The 19,199-nt window shown below is 61.7% G+C and carries 18 protein-coding genes; 10 read left to right on the top strand and 8 right to left on the bottom strand.

The window, feature by feature from the left end; translation table 11 throughout:
- Window positions 1-2: 2 nt before the first annotated feature.
- Together VUN82_17305 and VUN82_17300 are read left to right on the top strand one after the other, a co-directional pair.
- Window positions 3-995, top strand: a complete 993-nt coding sequence (locus VUN82_17305) for an ABC transporter permease (protein ID XAS70836.1) — start codon at window positions 3-5, stop codon at window positions 993-995.
- Window positions 992-2,698 carry an ABC transporter ATP-binding protein gene (locus VUN82_17300; GenBank protein ID XAS70835.1) on the top strand — a complete coding sequence of 569 codons (1,707 nt, stop codon included), beginning with the start codon at window positions 992-994 and terminating at the stop codon, window positions 2,696-2,698. The genes VUN82_17305 and VUN82_17300 overlap by 4 nt, the downstream gene beginning before the upstream one ends.
- A 108-nt stretch (window positions 2,699-2,806) precedes the next feature.
- Here the strand turns inward: VUN82_17300 and VUN82_17295 are convergent, their stop codons facing one another.
- Window positions 2,807-3,463, bottom strand: coding sequence for an NAD(P)-binding domain-containing protein (locus tag VUN82_17295; GenBank protein XAS70834.1), 657 nt, complete (start codon window positions 3,461-3,463; stop codon window positions 2,807-2,809).
- Window positions 3,464-3,592: 129 nt separating this feature from the next.
- Between VUN82_17295 and VUN82_17290 the strand changes: the two genes are divergently transcribed.
- Both VUN82_17290 and VUN82_17285 read left to right on the top strand, forming a co-directional pair.
- Window positions 3,593-3,982, top strand: coding sequence for a chorismate mutase (locus VUN82_17290; GenBank protein ID XAS70833.1), 390 nt, complete (start codon window positions 3,593-3,595; stop codon window positions 3,980-3,982).
- A gap of 4 nt (window positions 3,983-3,986) precedes the next feature.
- Complete coding sequence (locus tag VUN82_17285) at window positions 3,987-5,018, top strand: hypothetical protein (GenBank protein XAS70832.1); 1,032 nt, start codon at window positions 3,987-3,989, stop codon at window positions 5,016-5,018.
- Between the two features lie 10 nt (window positions 5,019-5,028).
- Here VUN82_17285 and VUN82_17280 read toward each other — a convergent pair whose 3' ends face one another.
- From VUN82_17280 to VUN82_17255, 6 genes are read right to left on the bottom strand one after another with little or no spacing between them, the layout of a single operon-like run.
- On the bottom strand, window positions 5,029-5,754 hold the full coding sequence (locus VUN82_17280) for a DUF4166 domain-containing protein (protein XAS70831.1): 726 nt from the start codon (window positions 5,752-5,754) through the stop codon (window positions 5,029-5,031).
- Window positions 5,755-5,765: 11 nt separating this feature from the next.
- Entirely contained in the window at window positions 5,766-7,058 is a 1,293-nt protein-coding gene (locus VUN82_17275; GenBank protein ID XAS74726.1) for a DUF58 domain-containing protein, read from the bottom strand.
- Between the two features lie 52 nt (window positions 7,059-7,110).
- The gene (locus VUN82_17270) at window positions 7,111-8,133 is read right to left on the bottom strand and encodes a MoxR family ATPase (protein XAS70830.1); all 1,023 of its coding nucleotides are present in this window, start codon (window positions 8,131-8,133) and stop codon (window positions 7,111-7,113) included.
- Entirely contained in the window at window positions 8,130-9,326 is a 1,197-nt protein-coding gene (locus VUN82_17265; GenBank protein XAS70829.1) for a DUF4350 domain-containing protein, read from the bottom strand. Before VUN82_17265 ends, VUN82_17270 begins: the two co-directional genes overlap by 4 nt.
- Complete coding sequence (locus VUN82_17260; protein ID XAS70828.1) at window positions 9,323-10,015, bottom strand: DUF4129 domain-containing protein; 693 nt, start codon at window positions 10,013-10,015, stop codon at window positions 9,323-9,325. Before VUN82_17260 ends, VUN82_17265 begins: the two co-directional genes overlap by 4 nt.
- Window positions 10,012-11,046 (bottom strand): hypothetical protein, encoded by a 1,035-nt coding sequence (locus tag VUN82_17255; protein ID XAS70827.1) that lies wholly within the window; start codon window positions 11,044-11,046, stop codon window positions 10,012-10,014. The genes VUN82_17260 and VUN82_17255 overlap by 4 nt, the downstream gene beginning before the upstream one ends.
- A gap of 502 nt (window positions 11,047-11,548) precedes the next feature.
- On the opposite strand from VUN82_17255, the gene mtrA reads away from it, so the two are divergent.
- The 3 genes from mtrA (at window position 11,549) to VUN82_17240 (ending at window position 15,886) form a co-directional block, all read left to right on the top strand.
- Window positions 11,549-12,223, top strand: a complete 675-nt coding sequence (mtrA, locus tag VUN82_17250) for an MtrAB system response regulator MtrA (GenBank protein ID XAS70826.1) — start codon at window positions 11,549-11,551, stop codon at window positions 12,221-12,223.
- Between the two features lie 169 nt (window positions 12,224-12,392).
- Entirely contained in the window at window positions 12,393-14,171 is a 1,779-nt protein-coding gene (gene mtrB / locus VUN82_17245; protein ID XAS74725.1) for an MtrAB system histidine kinase MtrB, read from the top strand.
- On the top strand, window positions 14,168-15,886 hold the full coding sequence (locus VUN82_17240; GenBank protein XAS70825.1) for an LpqB family beta-propeller domain-containing protein: 1,719 nt from the start codon (window positions 14,168-14,170) through the stop codon (window positions 15,884-15,886). Before mtrB ends, VUN82_17240 begins: the two co-directional genes overlap by 4 nt.
- Window positions 15,887-16,175: 289 nt before the next feature.
- On the opposite strand, the gene VUN82_17235 is transcribed toward VUN82_17240, so the two are convergent.
- Complete coding sequence (locus VUN82_17235; protein XAS70824.1) at window positions 16,176-16,550, bottom strand: hypothetical protein; 375 nt, start codon at window positions 16,548-16,550, stop codon at window positions 16,176-16,178.
- A gap of 212 nt (window positions 16,551-16,762) precedes the next feature.
- Between VUN82_17235 and VUN82_17230 the strand changes: the two genes are divergently transcribed.
- The 3 genes from VUN82_17230 to VUN82_17220 all read left to right on the top strand — a co-directional run bounded on the left by VUN82_17230 (window position 16,763) and on the right by VUN82_17220 (window position 19,199).
- Window positions 16,763-17,011 carry a phosphoribosyltransferase gene (locus VUN82_17230; GenBank protein ID XAS70823.1) on the top strand — a complete coding sequence of 83 codons (249 nt, stop codon included), beginning with the start codon at window positions 16,763-16,765 and terminating at the stop codon, window positions 17,009-17,011.
- 143 nt (window positions 17,012-17,154) lie between these two features.
- A complete protein-coding gene (gene raiA, locus VUN82_17225) occupies window positions 17,155-17,883 on the top strand; it encodes a ribosome-associated translation inhibitor RaiA (protein ID XAS70822.1) in 729 nt (242 codons plus the stop codon).
- A 26-nt stretch (window positions 17,884-17,909) separates the two neighbouring features.
- Complete coding sequence (locus VUN82_17220) at window positions 17,910-19,199, top strand: crosslink repair DNA glycosylase YcaQ family protein (protein ID XAS70821.1); 1,290 nt, start codon at window positions 17,910-17,912, stop codon at window positions 19,197-19,199.

Here is a 19,199-nt window from a genome sequence, read left to right as displayed (position 1 = left end):
CCATGAGCACTCCTTCACTGACTGCTCCCAAGCAGCCCCTCTTCTCCCGGCTTCCGGTGGTGTCCCACCTCAGGAAAAGCGTTGGCCTCCAACGCGGCATGCTGGTCGTGGGCGTTGTCCTCAGTGGATTGTTCCTGCTGACAAGCATTTTCGCCCCGCTTCTGGCCCCCTACGGCTACTCCCAACTCAGTGATGCGTCCGGTTCCTTCCCCACCCAACAGGCACCGGGTGGCAAGCACCTGCTTGGTACCACTGTGGGCGGTTATGACGTCCTGTCCCGTGTCCTGTGGGGATCCCAGACGGCCGTGACCGTCATCATCGTGTCCGTGGCAATGTCGCTTTTCCTCGGCGTCGCACTGGGCCTGCTCAGCGGCTACTTCGGCGGCTGGTTGGACAGGATCCTTGTAGTAGTGGCGGACGCCATCTATGCGTTCCCCACCCTGCTTTTGGCAATCGTCATCTCGATTGTGATCAGCCGTGGCCAGTCCAGTTTCTGGGGCGGTATTTTCTCTTGTGCCTTCTCCATCACAGTGGTGTTCGTGCCTCAGTATTTCCGGGTCATCCGCGCTGAAACCATTCGGCTCAAGGCAGAGCCTTTCGTCGAGTCGGCCAAGGTCCTGGGTGCGTCCAGCCTCCGTATCATCGGACGGCACATCTTCAAGAACGCAACGCGCACCTTGCCCCTGATGTTCACCCTCAATGCCTCCGAGGCGATCCTGACGCTTGCCGGCCTTGGCTTCCTGGGTTTCGGCATCGAGCCAACGTCCGCTGCAGAATGGGGCTTTGACCTGAACAAGGCGCTGGCCGATACCTCCTCCGGCATCTGGTGGACAGGTGTCTTCCCGGGTATCGCAATCGTGCTGACGGTCCTTGGCCTGACCCTGGTTGGCGAAAGCATCAACGACCTCAACGATCCCCGGATCCGTGGACGCAAGCGCGCAGGGACAACGAAATCCCCGGCAACTCCAACATCTTCAGAGGCAGGTAAGCCATGACCACCAACCTCGGAAACATTTCCGATGCCGGGGCCACCGGTGAACCGGTCCTCACCATTGACCGGCTCAAAGTCACCTTCGCCACAGACAGCGGGGATGTCTATGCGGTGAAGGATGTCAGCCTGGACGTCAAAGCCGGGGAAGTAGTGGCGATCGTGGGGGAGTCCGGCTCCGGGAAGACCGTGACGGCCAAGACCATCCTTGGCCTGCTTCCGGAAACTGCCATCAGCTCCGGCGCGGTGGTGATCAATGGCAACAACGTGATCAGCGTCAGCAAATCCGCACTACGAAAGATCCGTGGCCGCGACGTAGCCATGGTCTTCCAAGAGCCATCCACTGCTTTGAATCCCGTGTTCACCGTTGGCTGGCAGATTGCCGAGGGGATCCGTGCCCACGCCAAGGACGGCCATAGGGTTTCTGCCAAGGAGGCCAAGGAACGGGCCACGGAAGCGCTGCGAAAGGTGGGCATTCCGGACCCCGAGACCCGCGTCAACTACTACCCACACCAGTTTTCCGGCGGGCAGAAGCAGCGCGTGGTGATTGCCGCCGCGTTGGCATTGAACCCTGGCCTGATTGTGGCCGACGAACCAACGACAGCCCTGGACGTCACAGTGCAGGCGGAAATCCTGCAGCTACTCCGGGACTTGCGGGACAACTACGGCACATCCATCGTGTTGATCACCCACAACATGGGCGTCGTGGCCGACCTCGCAGACCGCGTGGTGGTCATGTACCAGGGCGACGTGGTGGAAGAAGCGTCCTCAAGGGTGCTGTTCGCGGAACCGAAGCAGGACTACACGAAAAAGCTCCTCGCCGCGGTGCCGCACCTGGGCCGGAATTCAGCCTCTGAAGGCGCCCGCGGTCGGTTGCATCAGGATGGCAAGATCCTCGTCGAAGCGAAGAACCTCACCATTGAATACCCCGGCCGGTTTGGCCGTCATGGCTTCAAAGCCGTGGACAACGTCAGCTTCACGGTCTCGGAGAACGAGGTTTTTGGCTTAGTGGGCGAGTCCGGTTCCGGAAAGTCCACCATTGGCCGGGCAATCGCAGGCCTTAACCGGACAACGGGCGGCAGCCTGAAAGTCCTCGGCTACGAGATGCTGGACTTCAAGGAGCGCACCTTCCGTCCGCTGCGGAAGGAGATCGGCTTTGTTTTCCAGGACCCGGCCGCTTCCTTCAACCCTCATCTCACCATCGGCGAGTGCGTGGCCGAGCCGCTGATTATCCACACGAAGCCCAGCGCGGCTGAGGCGCGGAAAAAGGTAGGCGAGCTGCTTGAGTCAGTCCAGTTGCCGGCGTCGTACGCGCAACGCTACCCGCACGAGCTGTCCGGTGGACAACGGCAGCGGGCCTCGCTTGCGAGATCGTTGGCGCTCAATCCGCGTCTGCTGATTGCCGACGAACCAACCTCTGCGCTGGACGTCTCAGTGCAGGCCAAGGTGCTGGACTTGTTCAAGGACATCCAGGAGCAGTTCGGCTTCGCGGCGCTCTTCATCAGCCACGACCTCGCAGTGGTGGACATGCTCTCGCACTGGGTTGGCGTGCTGTACAAGGGCCAGTTGGTGGAGCAGGGCATCGGGAACCATGTGATGGGCTCGCCCCAGCATGATTACACCAAACGGCTGATCGCCTCCTTGCCGGTTCCGGACCCTGATGAACAAGCACGACGCCGGGAGGCCCACCGGGCGCTGTTGGGCGGCTAGGTCCCAGAAACCCGGCGGCTGCGAAGTCCGTGAAGTTGCACCGAAGGTCCGTTCTCCACGCTGGGGAGCGGACCTTCGGTGCCTCCATCGCGGACGGCGCTTCCTGACCTATTCCGAGACGATGGCGATGTTGAACATCTTTCCCTTTGGCTGCTGCATGAAGATCCTTAGCCACAAGGGCAGCCACATTTCCATGCCGCGGGCAGCCTCGAGTCCACCAAGGTCCCTGATGTGCTCGGGTGCCCAACCAAACTCCTGCAGCAGGCCTGACACTGTGGTTTTGGCATCCGCGTCGTTTCCGGCCATAAACATGTCATGTGGGCCCGGAAGGCGCCCTGGATCCACCATCACGGGGGCGCTGACTGTGTTAAGGGATTTCACTACCCGTACCTCGGGGTAGGTCCGTTGAATGGTCTCGGCGATGCTGTCGGTGTTGCAGATGGTGAGAGATGGCGGGAAGCCGGCGGATCCATCAAGGGCATTTGCCACATCCAACAGGATTTTGCCGTTGATGTTGGCCTCGCCGGCTTCAGCGAGGACCGCCAGGCTGACCGTACCGGGTGTGGCGTTGATGATCAGCTCGGACTGGGCGCACGCTTCCGCGAAAGAGCCGGCATGGGCGCGTGGACCAGCCTGCTGCGCCCATTCCTCGCCCTTGGGATTGCCTGATTCACGGGAACCCATCATGACCTCGTGGCCCAGCAACACCAACTTGCCAGCGAGGGCGTGGCCCACCATTCCTGTTCCCAGAACAGCGATTTTCATGGAAGCTCCCTTGGTCGACGTGCAGTGATGCTGCCATTCTGCACCGATTCGCGCGACGGGAACACGGTTCTACCGGCGCCGGCAGGTAACACCCGCAAGGCTACGGCCCCACACCATAGACTGGGGATCATGACCGAGCAGAACAATGCCCTCCCCGAAGACGACGATTCCTTCAACCCGTCAGCGAGTTCCCTCGCGGGCCAGGTGGATCGCGGCGTCATGGATGAGCTGCTCTCCATCCGGTCCAGCATCGACAACATTGATGCCACACTCGTTTTCCTGCTCGCGGAACGCTTCAAGGCCACCCAGAAAGTAGGGATCCTGAAGGCCACGCACAAGCTTCCCGCGGGCGACCCCGGACGGGAAGCAGCCCAGATCGCCCGGCTTCGCCGCCTGGCCGAGGACGCGCATCTTGACCCCGCATTTGCCGAGAAGTTCCTGAATTTCATCATCAGTGAAGTGATCCGCCATCACGAGGCCATCGCAGAGGATCACCAGATCTCCAGCCGGCAGGCCTGAAAGTATGTCAGGAGAAGTGCAGCGGGTCAGCGCTACGGCGCTGGGCCCATGGCCCGGGATTGACCCAGCCGAGTCCATGCGAATCATTCGGGGCGAATTGGGCGACCCCCACCTTCCGTTCCTGCCCGAACTGCCGGACCGTGGTGTCGGATCCGACGCCGTTGGCCGGACAGCTTCGCTGCTGGTGGACTTGGCCGTGGACGTTCAACCCCACGGATGGAGATTGGTGGACCGGGCAGGAAAGGACGCGCAGCGGGCACGATCCGCGCTTGCCACCGACGTCAACATCCTGGCCGACATCGCTGGAACGGAGGAAGTTTCAGCCACCGGGATCAAGATCCAGCTGATGGGTCCCATGAGCCTCGCAGCCGGTTTGTACCTCCACAACGGCGAGAGAGCCCTTCTCGATTTTGGGGCGCGCCGTGACATTGCCGAGTCACTGGCAGCTGGAGTCGCAGAACACCTTCAGCGGATCTCGGGAGCTGTCCCCGGAGCGGGCGTCGTGGTCCAGTTGGACGAGCCGGACATTGCCGCAGTTATGGGCGGAACCATCCCGACGGCGAGTGGTTACCGCACTCTGCGCTCCATCCCCGGTGAGGAAGTGGCGGGAGCCTGGCGGTTGGTGATCGACGCGCTCAGGGCAGCGGGCGCCGTCGAAATCGTGGTGTCCGTAGCGGAGATCGAGGCGCCGATCGATCGCATACTCGAAGCGGGCGCCGACGGTGTTGCCGTGCCGCTGAAGGCGTTGACAACCCGCCAATGGGAGCACCTTGCAGGGGCAGTGGAAGATGGCAAACGTGTGTGGGCCGGTGCTATGCCCACAACGGGCGCTGATGCCATGCTCCCGCGGACTGCGGACGTCGTGGAAAGCATTTGGCGGCCTTGGAGCCAACTGGGCCTCCCGGCGTCGGCGTTGTCGGCACTACGGGTGACGCCGGCAACGGGACTCGCCCACGTGAAGCCCTCCACAGCGAAGGAAGTGCTCGCTCGACTCACCCAAGTGGCCGACGGCCTGGACCAACTGTCACAGGGCTGATCGGCAAGGGCTAGATCCTCTTTTCCCAGCGATCCGGTTCTGCATAGCGGGGGAGCGCTGTGCCTTGGGCGGCCCCGGGCAGGTAGGGCGCCAACCGGTAATCGAAGCGGCCGGCATAGACCAGCACTACGCCGATCTGGGGTTGGATGACCTTGACCTGGATCCGGTGCTTGCCCTCGTTCTCGTCCCACCATTGCTCCGCGAAGGCCCTTGCATCCAGCGCCGCCGGCAATGGAATGCGCAGTGGGCCCAGGAAGAGCCGGCTGGCTTTCGATACGCCCCGCAGCCGGCCGTTGGGCGTGACATTTACGTCAAGGTCCGTCACGAGGCGGCGGTAACGGCCAACATGGTCCACTAACCGGATCGGTGCGGGCGTGGCGGAGCCGGCCTGCGGCGTGGTGATAGCGCTCGTGGTGTCGTGGAACAACCGTGTCCCGGATGGGAAGTAGATTTCACGCCGTGCCGTGAGGGCTTGCCGGCCAAAGGGATCCACGTGGGCATGGTTCTCAATCCGGAACGGGATGCCTTCGCCGTATTCAGGGAAGAAGGCCTCTTCGCTCCCCGTCAGGGCCAGCAAAGGACGCAGCCATTTTTGCTGGCAGCCCACGACGTCAAAGACCCCTTCGCCGATTCCATATGAGCCGGAGCCTGCCGCGAGGGAGAAGTACTCCTGGAGTTCGGGGGCCAGCTTGGTGAAATCATTGCCCAGGGCCAACCGGTAGATAGGTTCGTTCATTGGAATCCTTCCTAGAGCCGTCCGGCCGCTTTTAGCCGGATGTAGGTGTCAGCCAGCAGGGGAGGGACCTCAGAGGGTTCGGCGTCCACCACTTCAGCGCCGAGTTGCCGCAGTTGTTCTGTGACGGCAGCGCGTTCCAGGAGTGCGCGTTCCGCGGCGGCGGCACGGAAAACCTGGCTGGCGGTGGAACGTCCGGCTTTCATGGCTGCCAGCAAGGGGTCCCGGACAGATGCGACCACCACTACGTGCTGGCGGACCAGTTGGGCCACCATGGGGAGAAGGCCTTCCTCGGGGGCGCCGCCGTCGAGGGCTGTCAAAAGCACCACAAGAGAGCGGTGTGCCGAGACAGCCCGCACCTGGCCTGGGATCTGCTGCCAGTCCAGTTCGATGAGCTCGGCCTCCAACGTCGCCATGGATTGAACGAGTTGGGCCAGGAGATTGCCTTTCGAAGCAGATTCGACCCTCGCGCGGAGCATCCGGTCGTAGGCGAGGAAGTCAACCCGATCCCCGCCCCGTTCCGCCAGAACCGCGAGCAGCAGCGCAGCCTCAATCCAAGTATCGAGCCTCGGCTCGTCGTCAATCCTGGCCGCTGCGGTTCGCGATGTGTCCAGAACGATCACAACCCGCCTGTCCCGTTCCGGACGCCAGGTACGCACCACCACAGATGTGCGACGTGCGGTTGCACGCCAGTCAATGGAACGAACGTCATCGCCACGAACGTAGTCCCGCAGGGAATCGAACTCCGTTCCCGCGCCCCGGATCTGCACAGCGGCCCTGCCATCAAGTTCGCGCAGCTTGCGTAGTTTCGATGGCAGATGCCGCTTGGAATGGAAGGGCGGGAGCACTCGAAGCCGCCCGGGAAGTGCCCTTGTTCGCTGCCGGGCAGCCAGCCGCAAGGGCCCATAGGAGCGGATCGTGACGTGTGGGCTCTCAAGATCCCCGCGGCGCCGTGGCACCAGGGACACCGTCATGCGGCGACGTTCGCCAGGTGGAACGTCCAGCGGCTGGGCTGGGTTAAGGGCTCCAGCGGAAGGTTGCCAACCATCCCGGACCATCGCCCGCAGCTTCCTGCGGCCCAGGTTGGTTACCGTGAGGACGGAATCAACGTGACTCTCCAAAGTGACGTTGCCCGGTTGCTGACGTACCAAGCCCAGTTTGGCTGGGGAAGCCGCCAGGACAAGGTCAAGGGTCAGGAACAGCAGCAGTCCGATAGCGACGAGCAGCACCGTGCTCCACGCGGGAAACAGCAGCAACGGAACCAGCCCGGCAACTGCCAGCAACACAAAACGACCCGTGATGGCCATCAGGGCACCCTTGCCATTGCTGTCATTTGCATCATTTGCATCACCGGCAGAATCAACGAGGCACCGGAACGGACGCGAGGATGCTGCCCAGGACGTCGTCAACGTGGATGCCATCCATCTGGGCCTCAGGACGCAGGCCTACCCGGTGCCTGAGGCAAGGCAACGATAACGCTTTGACGTCGTCCGGCGTCACGAAGGGCCGCCCGGACAACCAGGCCCATGCCTTTGACGTGTTCAAAAGAGCAGTAGCGCCTCGAGGGGAGACGCCCAGTTGGAAGGAAGGGGCTGATCTGGTGGCCCGGACTACGTCCACAATGTAGGCCAGGATTTCCGGGGCGACGGCCACTTGAGCCACAGCCGCGCGGGCATTGGAAAGCTCGACGGCGCCAGCCACCGGCCGCACGCCGGCTGCGGCGAGGTTTCGGGGATCGAAGCCGCCCGCGTGCCGGCGGATCACTTCGATTTCCTCGGCCCTGCCCGGCAAAGGCATGGTCAGTTTGAGGAGGAATCTGTCCAATTGGGCCTCGGGCAGGGGGTAGGTTCCTTCGTATTCGACGGGATTCTGGGTGGCTGCCACGATGAAGGGTGCCGGCAGCGGCCTGGACACGCCGTCTACGGAAACCTGGCGTTCCTCCATTGCTTCCAGGAGCGAGGCCTGCGTCTTGGGTGGCGTTCGGTTTATTTCATCGGCCAGCAGGATGTTCGTGAATACAGGCCCTTCCCGGAAAGTGAATTCCGATGAATGCGAGTCATACACCAAGGAACCCGTGACGTCTCCGGGCATGAGATCCGGGGTGAACTGTACGCGCTTGGTTTCCAGGCTCAGGGCAGTTGACAACGCCCGGACCAACAGGGTCTTGGCGACTCCGGGCACGCCTTCCAGCAGGACATGGCCGTCGCAGAGAAGGGCGATGAGCATCCCGGTCACTGTGGGATCCTGCCCCACCACGGCCTTCCCAACCTCGGTCCGGACGTTCAACAGGGACTGCCGGGCAGGATCCTCCACCCCCTGATGGGCCGCCCCTCCGGAGTATTGGTAGTTGCTGTCCGTATAGCTGTTCGGCTGGTTGCTCATCGGGCCGTCGCCTCCTGTTCGATTCGTTCGATCTGTTGTGCCCACTGCACCAGTTGTCCTTCTGTCTGCGGCTTGGAATCAATTAACGACCACCGGATCGCCGGTGCTTGCCGTCCAAGGCGCCGGGCCACGGCGTCGACGATGACTTCCGCGGTGGCGTCGGTCCCCAGATTGAAATGCTTGGCCAACCGGGCGAGGGTTCCTGCCCGCAAATTGTCGGCCGCGGGTTCAACGGCACGTGAATCCTGATAGAGACGTGCACGGCCTTCGGCCGTTTCGGCTGCCTTTACCACCACGGGAAGCGGTTCAAAGACCAACGGTCCCAAGCGTCGTCCGCGCCAGAGAATGGCAAGGATGGCTACGACACCCAGCCATGGGCCCGCAAACGCCAGCCATGCAGGTGCAAGTTCGTTCAGCGTCGGGGCGGATCTATCGGACGCTACATCCGTGAGGCCTGGTGTGTACCAGACCAAGTCGGGCGCGCCTCCCAAGGTCCGGATGGCCAATGCTGCGTTGCCTTCGGCAGCGAGGTGTTGGTTTTCCAGCAACTCAGTGCTCCCCAGCACCACCACGCGCCCATCCGCCGAGGCCACATAAAGTCCAGGTCCATCGCTGCGGGTGGCGTAGCAAATTACGGGACCCAGGTAGACGGCTCCTTGTGCTGCAACGGCTCCCGCCCGCTCTGCGTCTTCCTGGCCGCAGCCAGGTTCAAGGATTTTCGTTGCTTCGGGAACCACTCCGCCGGGACGGATGCCCGGCTCAAGGCCGTTCAGCGTGCGTAGTCGTGGTGCGACCACCACTAACCGGCCGGCCTCGGACCTGAGATCTTCCAACTGCGACCTGTCCAGGAAACCGCGGGGGTCATAGAGCAGCACGGTGGTATGGGTGTCGTCGGAAATGGCTGTCAAGGTGTCTTCGAGGGTATCGGTGGGAGTTATGACAACACCGTGGCGCCCCAGTATTTCGGCCAACGCCATGGCCCCGTCGGGAGCGGGATTACGGGTAGACAAGGCCCGGGAGTCGTTGGGCGCCGAGAACCGCTCCACTGCCAGGAACGTCACGAACGCGGCAAACACTACGCCCAGCGCAATCCAAACCAGGTGCTTTCGGAACCAACTCCACATGGCGCTGGTCCGCCGTGGAGGAGGAGTTCCTTCCTGCAAAGCTTCAGGCACCTGTTCCTGGAGGGTCATCGCGGCACCGCGAATCCCTGTTGGTACTGGCCGCTGAAGTCAGGTGTCAGGGCCAGGAGGTCTGTATCCAGCTTGCGCAGCTCATCATAATCCGAGCGTGTCGCGGCCTGTTCTCCGTAGCGGACCGCATCAAACAGGCCGGCGGCATCAACAAGCCGGAGCTGGGCGGGAGCGAAGGCCTGGCCCAAGTGATTAGCGGCTTCATCGGCCGTCCGTCCAGCCCGCGCTTCAATAACATCGCGCTCCTCCGCGGAGCGCACCAAGGCCCGGAACTGATCGACGACGGCGGACGCCCAGTCGCCGTCGTCGGCCGCGGCCAAAGCGAGCTTCCGATATGTGGCAGCGTCCACAACCGAGTCCTTGCCGTAAATGCCGGCAACCGAGGTTTTTCGCGTTGCATTCAGCCTGGGACGGACTACGAAGATAGCCACCACAATGAGTACCACAGCCAAGGCAATGATGAGGGGAACAGCGATGTTGCCGGCCGGGGAAGTTCCGTCCCCGTCCAGGGAGCTGAGCCAGTCCAGGAAGTCGCGCCAAAGCTGGTCCAGCCAACTGGGCCGGGCTTGGGCATACTGCGCCTTGGATAGTTCCTCCTCGGCCCAACGACGTGCTTCGTCCCGGTCCGGACTCACCGGCGGCTCAGTGCCGGCCAAAGCGGGAATGACATGGAGTAAGGCTTGACTCATGCCTGCGGCCGGCGCCCGGGAGGAGTGCCTGGCCATTGTCCGCCGCCAGGGGGCCATGTGCTGCCCTGGAACTGTGGGGCAGGACCACCGGGGATTCCCTCCGGATCTGCACCACTTTCCATCAGGCGCATCAACTCCACGTCCAGCCCATCCCGACGCATTCGAAGATCCATATAGATGAGCGCGGACACCGATGTTTGGAAAGCGAAGGTCACAGACCCTACCAAAGCCCCAATGACCATCGAGATCACAGTCGTGAGGACCAGGGTGGAGGCCACTGTCCCGGCGTCGGGGTGGGGGGAGACTACGGAGCCTATCGCGGTAGCAGCGAGAGAAGCTGGAATCTGCACTATCTGGGCGATGATTCCCACCATGACGCTCACCAGCAGCGTTATGCCGAAGATGCGCCACCAATTGCTCTTGGTCAACTGCCAGGATCGCAGGAGTCCGTCATAGACGCCGATCCGCTCCACGACGATGGCGGCGGGGGCGAACATGAGCTTCAGTCCAATCCAGACAAAGACGACGACGGCCCCGAAGCCCAAAGGAAAGACAATCAACAAGGCAGCCGGTCCCAAGGCCGTGAACAACAGCACGGCAATCCCGACGACGGCAGCTGCGGCCAGCAGTCCACCGAAAGTGAGCACGGCTGCTACTCCCAGGAGAGGCAAGATCCGCCCGACAGCAAGCTTCCACATTTGACCGAAGCCCGTCCGCCGGTTGAGGACAGAACGGGAAACCGGAATGACCATGACGCCCTGAAGAACGGCGCCGAGAAAGCCGATCAATACGGAGACTCCCACCGAACCCGCCATGACGGCCACGAACGGGCCGAAGAACCCAGCCGCGTCCCCGCTGAAATCCGTCGCTTCCAACGAATCCATAAGCTCGTACATGGCGACGGTGACAACACCCAGGAGGGCAGCGGCAACGGCCTGGACGATCAGGGCTGAACCAAACATGGAGGCGGCATTCCGGCGTATGGTCTGGAAGGAGCCATCAAGCAGCTCCCCGAATTGCAGGGGCCTCAAGGGAATGACACCTGGCTTGGGTGGGGCAACGTATATTGGTTGGCCATAGGGCGGACCGCCGGGCGCTCCATAGTATGGACCGCCGGGCCCAGCCGCAGGCCATCCGCCCGCTGGTCCTGGTCCTGGTCCGGGCGGAGGGTAGCCCGGCCAATTGTTGGCGCCACCCTGTGGGTGTGACCATGTGGGTGGCCCACCCCACTGGGGCTGGTTGCCCCAGGCAGGCTGACCGCCCGGATATGGCTGCTGGCCGTGCTCTGGCTGTGACACGATTTCCTCCCCAAGAGACCCGGCCGCCGACATGCGACGTCCCCCACATTGGACCTTCGCCCCAAGCCTATAGTCCCGGTGTCCTCCCTCATAGCTTGAAGCCCTCACTGCCCTGGCCAGCGGAACTACGTCGAGCCAAGCGCGGACGTGCAGTACGGTGGAAGTGCCTTGGGGGACGCCATGCCGTGCGGCCGCCCAACAGGACAAAGGCTGGGCGATAAGGGAATATATAACTATGAAGGCACGCATTCTGGTAGTTGACGACGACGAAGCGCTCGCAGAGATGATTGGTATTGTCCTGCGCAATGATGGCTTCGAGCCGGTATTCTGCGCAGACGGCGGCCAGGCTCTTGAAGTGTTCCGTTCGTCCAAGCCCGATTTGGTCCTCTTGGATCTCATGCTTCCGGGTTCGGATGGCATCGAAGTTTGTCGGCAGATTCGTGGAGAATCGGACGTTCCCATCGTCATGCTCACCGCAAAATCGGACACCTCGGATGTTGTCCGCGGGCTTGAATCCGGTGCTGACGACTACGTGCCCAAGCCTTTTAAACCCGCTGAACTCGTGGCGCGAGTCCGTGCACGCCTTCGGCCGGGCGAACAAAAGGCGCCTGAAACCTTGCGGATTGCTGATGTAACCATCGACGTCGCCGGGCACCTGGTCACCCGCGGTGGAGAGCGAATCTCGCTTACACCGTTGGAGTTCGACCTCCTGGTAGCACTGGCCCGCAAGCCGTGGCAGGTCTTCACGCGCGAACTTTTGCTTGAACAGGTATGGGGATACCGCCATGCCGCGGACACCCGGTTGGTCAATGTCCACGTTCAGCGTTTGCGCTCCAAGATTGAACGGGATCCGGAAGCGCCCGAAGTTGTATTGACGGTGCGTGGTGTCGGGTATAAAGCAGGTTCCTGAGTCTCCCACCGGCAAGACCGGCACCACGGACAAGGACCAGAGGGCCGGCAGTCCGGAGCAGCGGGCCCAGGAGCAGACCGCAGCCCAGGAGCAGACCGCAGAGACTTCGGCGTCCGGGAATTCACCCTCCGCTCCCAGCGATCCAGTAAGAAGGAATCTTCCCTGGCTGATGTGGCGCGCCAGGATATGGACGCGACGTGGCCTGATTCTGGTTCTGAGGGTTTCCCGACTCGTCTCGATCGGTGTCCGGCAGATACGGCCGGGTCTTCGCTTCCTCTGGCGTTCTTTGCTGAGGCGGTGGCGCCGGTCTTTGGAGTTCAGGACCGTGCTGACGACTCTCCTGCTTGCCGTGACGTCTTTTGCGATCGTCGGAGCTTACCTTTCCAACCAGATCGCGAATAACCTGTTCCAGGAAAGGCTGGCCCAGGCGGAGTCGGAATCCCGCTACAACGTCAAACAGGTTCAGGACACCTTCGACGGCGCACAGGTTACTGATCAATCAAGCGTCATCACGTTGGTTTATGACACGTTAACCGCCGTAGAGGGCCGGGGCTCTGTGATCCAGCGGCGCTACGTCTTTGAAGCAGTGCCGGAACAGACCAAACCCCGTAACCGCTGGGTTGAGTCGCGCGCCTCGGACCAGCTCACTGTCCGCGTCATCCCGCCGGAATTGCGAAAGGCTGTCCAGGAAGGCGGGAAGCAACAATTCTGGGCCTCCATGCAGTTCCCGGTCGGAAACGAGGACCGCCCGGGTATTGCTGTAGGAAACAAAGTGACCTTTAACGGCACTGCCTATGAGCTGTATTTGATCTATGACCTGAACACTGCCCAGAAGACCCTGGACGAAATCCAGAACGTGCTGTGGGCAGGTGGTGCGGCGCTGGTGCTCATGATCGGTGCCATCGCCTGGTACGTCACCCGCAATGTCGTCAGCCCTGTGAGCCACGCTGCCGTGGTGTCGGAAAAGCTTGCGGCAGGCCAACTCCAAGAGCGCATGGTGGTTAAAGGCGAGGATGAGGTAGCCAGGCTTGGTGCGTCGTTCAACCATATGGCCGCCAGCCTGCAGGAGCAGATCACTCAGTTGGCCACGTTGTCCCAAATGCAGCAAAGATTCGTCTCGGATGTTTCCCACGAACTTCGCACCCCCTTGACCACCGTTCGCATGGCTGCCGAGGTCCTTTACGACGCCCGTGAAGACTTTGATCCTATGAACAAACGCTCGGCCGAACTCCTCTATCACCAGGTGGAGCGGTTCCAGTCCTTGTTGTCGGATTTGCTGGAGATTTCGCGCTTCGATGCGGGGGCCGCCGTCTTGGACGCCGAACCCCAGGACATCTTCCAGGTGATTTCGCACGTCATGGAGGGTGCAGCACCCGTAGCCGCCGAATACGGCTCTGAAGTCCGCCTGAACGCCCGTCAGAAGAGCATCATTGTCGAAATGGACTCGCGCAGGATTGACCGGATCCTGAGGAACCTGCTTCTCAACGCCCTTGAGCACGGCGAAGGAAAGCCGATCCACATATCCGTCGCAGCAAACCATGACGCCGTGGCCGTGGCCGTGCGTGACCACGGTATTGGAATGAGCCAAGCGGAAGCTGCCAGGGTTTTCGACCGATTCTGGCGGGCTGACCCGGCACGCGCCCGTACCACTGGTGGCAGCGGACTGGGCTTGTCCATCGCCGCTGAGGACACCAAGCTGCACAACGGCTGGCTTCAGGCATGGGGCCGCAAAGGGGCGGGCTCAAACTTCAGGTTGACCTTGCCGCTCAAGCAGGGCGGAACCATCCTCAAGTCGCCACTTCAGCTGGAACCTGCGGACATCGAATTGCCCGGAGCCGGCAGCGAACGCCAGATGCTTGTCCTGGGTACGGGTTTTGGCGCTACAGAGGGCAAGTCCGACGTCGGAACGCCTCCTTTGGGTGACAAGGGAAAGGGCGATGCATCATGAGGGTCCTTGGCACCGCACGCAGACGGGCTGTCGTTGCCATGCTGGCGGCGCTCATGGTTTTGCTGGCTTCATGCGCCCAGATTCCCCGCTCCGGCCCAGTGGGAAAAAGCCAGGATGAGGGAGCAGGAAACCCCAACGCCCCTGTATTCTTCCCCGCAGCACCGCGCGCGGGCTCCACACCTGAAGCCGTCATTGAGGATTTCTATATGGCCGGCAGCGGCTATGAGGACGACTATCCCGTAGCACGGCAATATCTGACCCAGGCCCAGGCCGTTACGTGGAAACCGGATAAGCGGGCCGTCGTGTTCCGCGGGGCGCACGTGGTCAAGACGGCCGTGGAGAATGAATACCTTTACGAGGTCGATCTTGCCTACACGGTGGATGCGGACGGAATAGCCACGCAGTTCCCACCTGGGACCAAGGAGACCATCCCCGTCTCGCTGGAGAAAGTGGAAGGGGAGTGGCGGATCTCCAAAGTTCCGGATGGTACTGCGATTCCGGAAGAGACGTTCAAAGTCATTTACGGCGCCTTCCCCATCTACTTCTATGACCCGACGTTCACGTATGCGGTGCCGGACTACCGATGGTTCATCAAGAAGAAGACTGTTAAATCCATGACCAGCGCCCTTCTTGCTGGGCCTGCGCCCTACTTGCGTGGGGCAGTGGTGAGCGCCTTTCCCTCTGGAATGAAGTTGGCCCGGGAATCTGTCCCGGTAGTTTCCGGAGCAGCCCAGGTGGATTTGTCAGCCAAGGAACTGTTCGACGCATCGGCAGAAGACCGCCAACGCATGCAGAACCAGCTGGCACTAACGTTCAGGGGGCAACCGGACGTCATTAATGTCCAGCTTCGCGCCGACCAGGACCTGGTCCGAGTCGAGGACAACGGGACAGTTCTACCGCCGGTTGTGGACAAGAATGTGCCTGCCCGCCAGATTGCGGTCAATAACGGCGACTTGGTCCGCTACGAGAACAATCGTGTTTCACCATTGCCCGACATCCAGTCGGTTGCAGGCCTTGGGCCCCATTCACCCGCCGAATCGCCTGTATCCCAAACCGTTGCCTTCCTCAACGGCGACAAAACCACCTTGTACTCCATCGAGCCGGGTCAACCGGCCCGCCAGTTGACCACCCGAAGCACGTTGACCGGGCCATCGTTCAGTCCTCATGATTGGGTTTGGACGGCGGGACCAGGCGCCAGCGGGAATACTGAGGTTGTGGCTTTCAAACCCACGGGCGTTGCCCCCGGAATGGCCATACCCACGGCGACCATCTCTCCCACGTGGCTGTCCGGACGGGTCGTCAAGGATTTTCGGATCTCGCGCGAAGGCACCCGGGCCCTGGTGATATCCGAGGCGAACGGTAAATCAGTGGTTCAGGTGACGGGCATCGTCCGGAATGCAGACGGCGCGCCGAAGGATCTTACGGCTCCTGTCACTCTTTTCACCTCCACCTCGCCTGACCAGGGAGTGTGGGTCAACGGATCCACGGTTGCCGTCATGGCCAGTTCGGCGACGGCTACAGTGGTTCCGGAGTTGCTTTCCCTTACCTCGGGAGAGCCGCAGCAACTGGCACCCTGGGACGGCCTCATGAGCCTGAGCGCAGGGAACGGGTCAGAACAGATCTACGGCCAGTCCGCAGCGGGAATTTTCCAACGTGTCGGAAATGGTTGGGAGCTTCAGCTCAAGGGCCCAACGGAGCCGGCCTTCCCCGGCTGAGCCGGAGCGCCCTGGAGGCGCTGCCGCAACAAGACGGTGGTTGTTCACATAGCAGGTTCCAGGGCTGTCACCGGAACAAAAAGTGCTCAAGGCTACCAGCATGATCGTTTCCTTGAACAACCTTCCATCTGCCGTCAATTGTCCTGGATCTGCTCAACGTATCCGACGCCGGCTTGACCCGGATGTTGGTGCCCCGGACTCCTCAGGACCCCGGCGACGCGGAAAAGACAGGCGCTTGCTTGGGCGCCTGATCGCCAACCTGCAAGGGGCGTTGATGGAGTTGCTTGCACTACTGGTTCCCGTTGAATGCGTCTGCTGTGGTGCGGAAGATACCGTCCTGTGCAGGCATTGTGCCAAGCGGGTGCGTCAGCTTTGCAGGAAGCCCTTCAGGGCCGAACAGGAATCGCCTGCGTTGGTTGATGTGGATGGCACCGTAAAGCTGGGCGTGGTGGCCGCGGGGCCCTACAGGGATGAACTTTCGCAGTCCCTGTTGTCCTTCAAGAGCTTCGGCCAGAGGCGACTGGCTGAGGTGTTGGCGCCCTGCCTCGGAAACGCAGTTCGGCTGGCCACTGGTAACCAGCCAGGCTTTTGCGTTGTTCCTGTTCCCAGCAGTGCGAAGGCCTTCCGAAGCCGGGGTTTCAGCCCCGTACACGTTCTGCTCCACTGCATGAAGAGACGAGGGATGTTTCCCGGTACCCGGGTTTTGATGCACTTGAGAAGACCGGGAGTCTCCTGGAAAACAGGGGGCTGGCCGCAACGTGCAAAGACCTGATCGGAAATGGCGTCAGGGCCATCCTTGGCGCGGAGGGGAGAGATGGTTCCACAGGCCAAAAAGGCCTCGGCAGGGGTGAGCGTGCCAGGCGTGTCCGGGGTTCCATGAGGGTTCGGCCCCGCTACAGGGAACAGATCCGTGGGCAAAGGTGCCTGATTGTGGACGATGTTCTCACCACTGGAGCCACGCTTGCGGAGGCTGCACGGGCAGTGTCTGCGGCCGGAGGGATAGTCTGCGGCGCCGTTGTTCTCGCGGCCACGAGGCCACCAGCCTACGCCTCGCACACCGCCGGAGACGAGCCCCGTGGTGGGGTTAAGACGCAAACAAAAAATAAGTGGCCAAAGGGTGAATAACTCGTGCCGATGAACTAACGTCGGTTGTGGGTACCAAGAACAGATGTACCTGTCGATAGCGGCTCGGAAAGGGGCTCGACTGTCCGTCAGACCAGCCCCCTACAGCGTCGTTGTCGTGTCACCTGAGTTATTTGGAGGGCACCATGGAGTTCATGATCAGCGGACGAAATCTGACAGTTTCTGACCGCTTTCGCGAATATGCCGGCGAGAAAATCTCAAAGATTGAATCGTTGGGGGACAAAGTCCAGCGAGTCGACGCCAAGGTTTCCAAGGAGACCAACCCCCGGCAAACGCCGGGACAGCTCACCGTTGAAGTGACAGTTCTGGGCCGAGGCCCCGTTATCCGTGCCGAGGCCACAGCCGCTGACAAATTTGCTGCCTTCGATCTTGCGTACAACAAGCTGCTTGAGCGGTTGCGTCGCGCAAAGGACAGGAAGAAGGTGCACCATGGGCGACACACGCCCAAGGCCGTTCGGGAAGCAACGGCCTCCCTTGAGCCCGCGAGTGCCAGCGAGCCAATTTACGTAGAGGCCAACAGCCACCCGGAGCCTGCACCGCAGGCCGATGTGCGGTCGCCCTACGAGATCGAGAACGACATTCCAGCGGGAGATTCACCCGTTTTGATCCGTCGGAAGGTTTTCCCTGCAGCATCCCTCACGCTCGATGATGCGGTGGACAACATGGAACTGGTGGGACACAACTTCTACCTGTTCCTGGATAAGGAAACCAATGCGCCCTCGGTTGTGTACCGGCGCAATGGCTGGACTTATGGTGTCATAACCCTGGACTCCACCTGCGAGCCCGGCGAGGAAGCCGTGGAGGAGAAGATCCACGCGTACCGCTCAGATGACCAGGCGGCCACCGCCAAGTAAGGCTTGATCGCCGTGAAAGGACTTCAATGACCGCTTCGCTGAGCCTCTCACAGGCACGGCGGATCGCATTGGCAGCCCAAGGATTGGCGAAAGTCCGGCCCGCCGGCCCCGTGACCTCACGGGCGGTGGGCCGGACCTTTGCCCAGATCCAGCTTGTCCAGATCGACTCCGTGAATGTGTTGGCCCGGAGCCACTATCTGCCATTCTTTTCCCGTTTGGGAAACTACGATCCGGCAATCCTTCACTCCATGGCAGGTAGAAACCCTCGCAAAATGATGGAGTACTGGGCACACGAAGCCAGCTATATCCGACCGGAGCATTTTCAGGATCTCCTTCTCTGGCAAAAGCGGGCGTGGGTGGGTGCTCATCACTTGGAGCCCACCGTGCGGATTGCCATGGAGGAACGAATCCTCGCGGCCCTGGAGGCTGGACCGCCGATGACGGCGTCTGCCTTGACTGCACAACTTGGGCACACAGGGGATGCTGAAAGCGGAAATTGGGGCTGGAACTGGAACACCGTAAAGCGCGTTCTGGAGCATCTGTTTGAAGAAGGCCGCGTTTCGGCAGCTTCGCGCACACCCCAATTCGAACGCCTCTACACGCTTACTTCCAGGGTTCTGCCGGGTTCGGTGCACGGCGGGATGGATGCAGATGCCGCCCTTGACCGGCTCATGGATGCAGCCGCAATGGCACACGGCATCGGAACGGTCCGCTGTTTTGCCGACTATTTTCGGACCCCGCTGAAGGCTGGGGAGGCGTCGGTGCAGCGCCTTCTCCAGGCAGGCCGGTTGGAGCGCGTTTCCGTTCGCGGTTGGGACCGGGAAACCTACCGGCACGTCGAGGCCAGATTGCCACGCAGGGCCGAAGGCCGGGCGCTGCTGAGCCCTTTTGACTCGCTGGTCTTCGAGCGGCGGCGCCTGGAAGAGTTGTTCGGATTCCACTATCGGATTGAGATCTACACGCCCGCTGCCAAGCGCCGTTTTGGCTACTATGTTTTGCCCTTCCTGCTCAGGGAAGGCATCGTGGCTCGGGTCGATTTGAAGGCTGACAGGGCCGCAGGCCAACTCCTGGTTCGGTCCGCGTTTGGTGAGCCAGGAGCGCCACCGGATACCGTCGTCGAGCTTTCCGCCGAATTGTGGCTCCTGGCCCAATGGCTCGGCCTTCAGGAAGTTGTTGTGTGGCCCGTGGGGGATCTCTCGGTACCGCTCGCCGAGGCAGTGGGCCGGGGCACTGTCGGACGCTGTGAACCAGGGGGGCAAAGCAGTCCGCTCACAGGGGAACCGGATAACGTGGCGATACTCTCTCCCGTAGACTGA

The organism is Micrococcaceae bacterium Sec5.1 (assembly GCA_039636795.1).
In the GTDB taxonomy this organism is placed as follows: domain Bacteria; phylum Actinomycetota; class Actinomycetes; order Actinomycetales; family Micrococcaceae; genus Arthrobacter.
Note: the sequence above shows the minus strand (reverse complement) of the source record. Positions and strands in the feature narration are given on the sequence as shown.

Excerpts from the sequence above, each read along its gene's own strand:
- mtrB (XAS74725.1), top strand. The coding sequence starts at position 12,393 with ATGTGGCGCGCCAGGATATGGACGCGACGTGGCCTGATTCTGGTTCTG.
- raiA (XAS70822.1), top strand. The coding sequence starts at position 17,155 with ATGGAGTTCATGATCAGCGGACGAAATCTGACAGTTTCTGACCGCTTT.
- mtrA (XAS70826.1), top strand. The coding sequence starts at position 11,549 with ATGAAGGCACGCATTCTGGTAGTTGACGACGACGAAGCGCTCGCAGAG.
- VUN82_17265 (XAS70829.1), bottom strand. The coding sequence starts at position 9,326 with ATGACCCTCCAGGAACAGGTGCCTGAAGCTTTGCAGGAAGGAACTCCT.
- VUN82_17295 (XAS70834.1), bottom strand. The coding sequence starts at position 3,463 with ATGAAAATCGCTGTTCTGGGAACAGGAATGGTGGGCCACGCCCTCGCT.
- VUN82_17230 (XAS70823.1), top strand. The coding sequence starts at position 16,763 with ATGAGGGTTCGGCCCCGCTACAGGGAACAGATCCGTGGGCAAAGGTGC.
- VUN82_17260 (XAS70828.1), bottom strand. The coding sequence starts at position 10,015 with ATGAGTCAAGCCTTACTCCATGTCATTCCCGCTTTGGCCGGCACTGAG.
- VUN82_17240 (XAS70825.1), top strand. The coding sequence starts at position 14,168 with ATGAGGGTCCTTGGCACCGCACGCAGACGGGCTGTCGTTGCCATGCTG.
- VUN82_17300 (XAS70835.1), top strand. The coding sequence starts at position 992 with ATGACCACCAACCTCGGAAACATTTCCGATGCCGGGGCCACCGGTGAA.
- VUN82_17270 (XAS70830.1), bottom strand. The coding sequence starts at position 8,133 with ATGAGCAACCAGCCGAACAGCTATACGGACAGCAACTACCAATACTCC.
- VUN82_17220 (XAS70821.1), top strand. The coding sequence starts at position 17,910 with ATGACCGCTTCGCTGAGCCTCTCACAGGCACGGCGGATCGCATTGGCA.
- VUN82_17290 (XAS70833.1), top strand. The coding sequence starts at position 3,593 with ATGACCGAGCAGAACAATGCCCTCCCCGAAGACGACGATTCCTTCAAC.
- VUN82_17275 (XAS74726.1), bottom strand. The coding sequence starts at position 7,058 with ATGGCCATCACGGGTCGTTTTGTGTTGCTGGCAGTTGCCGGGCTGGTT.
- VUN82_17285 (XAS70832.1), top strand. The coding sequence starts at position 3,987 with ATGTCAGGAGAAGTGCAGCGGGTCAGCGCTACGGCGCTGGGCCCATGG.
- VUN82_17280 (XAS70831.1), bottom strand. The coding sequence starts at position 5,754 with ATGAACGAACCTATCTACCGGTTGGCCCTGGGCAATGATTTCACCAAG.
- VUN82_17305 (XAS70836.1), top strand. The coding sequence starts at position 3 with ATGAGCACTCCTTCACTGACTGCTCCCAAGCAGCCCCTCTTCTCCCGG.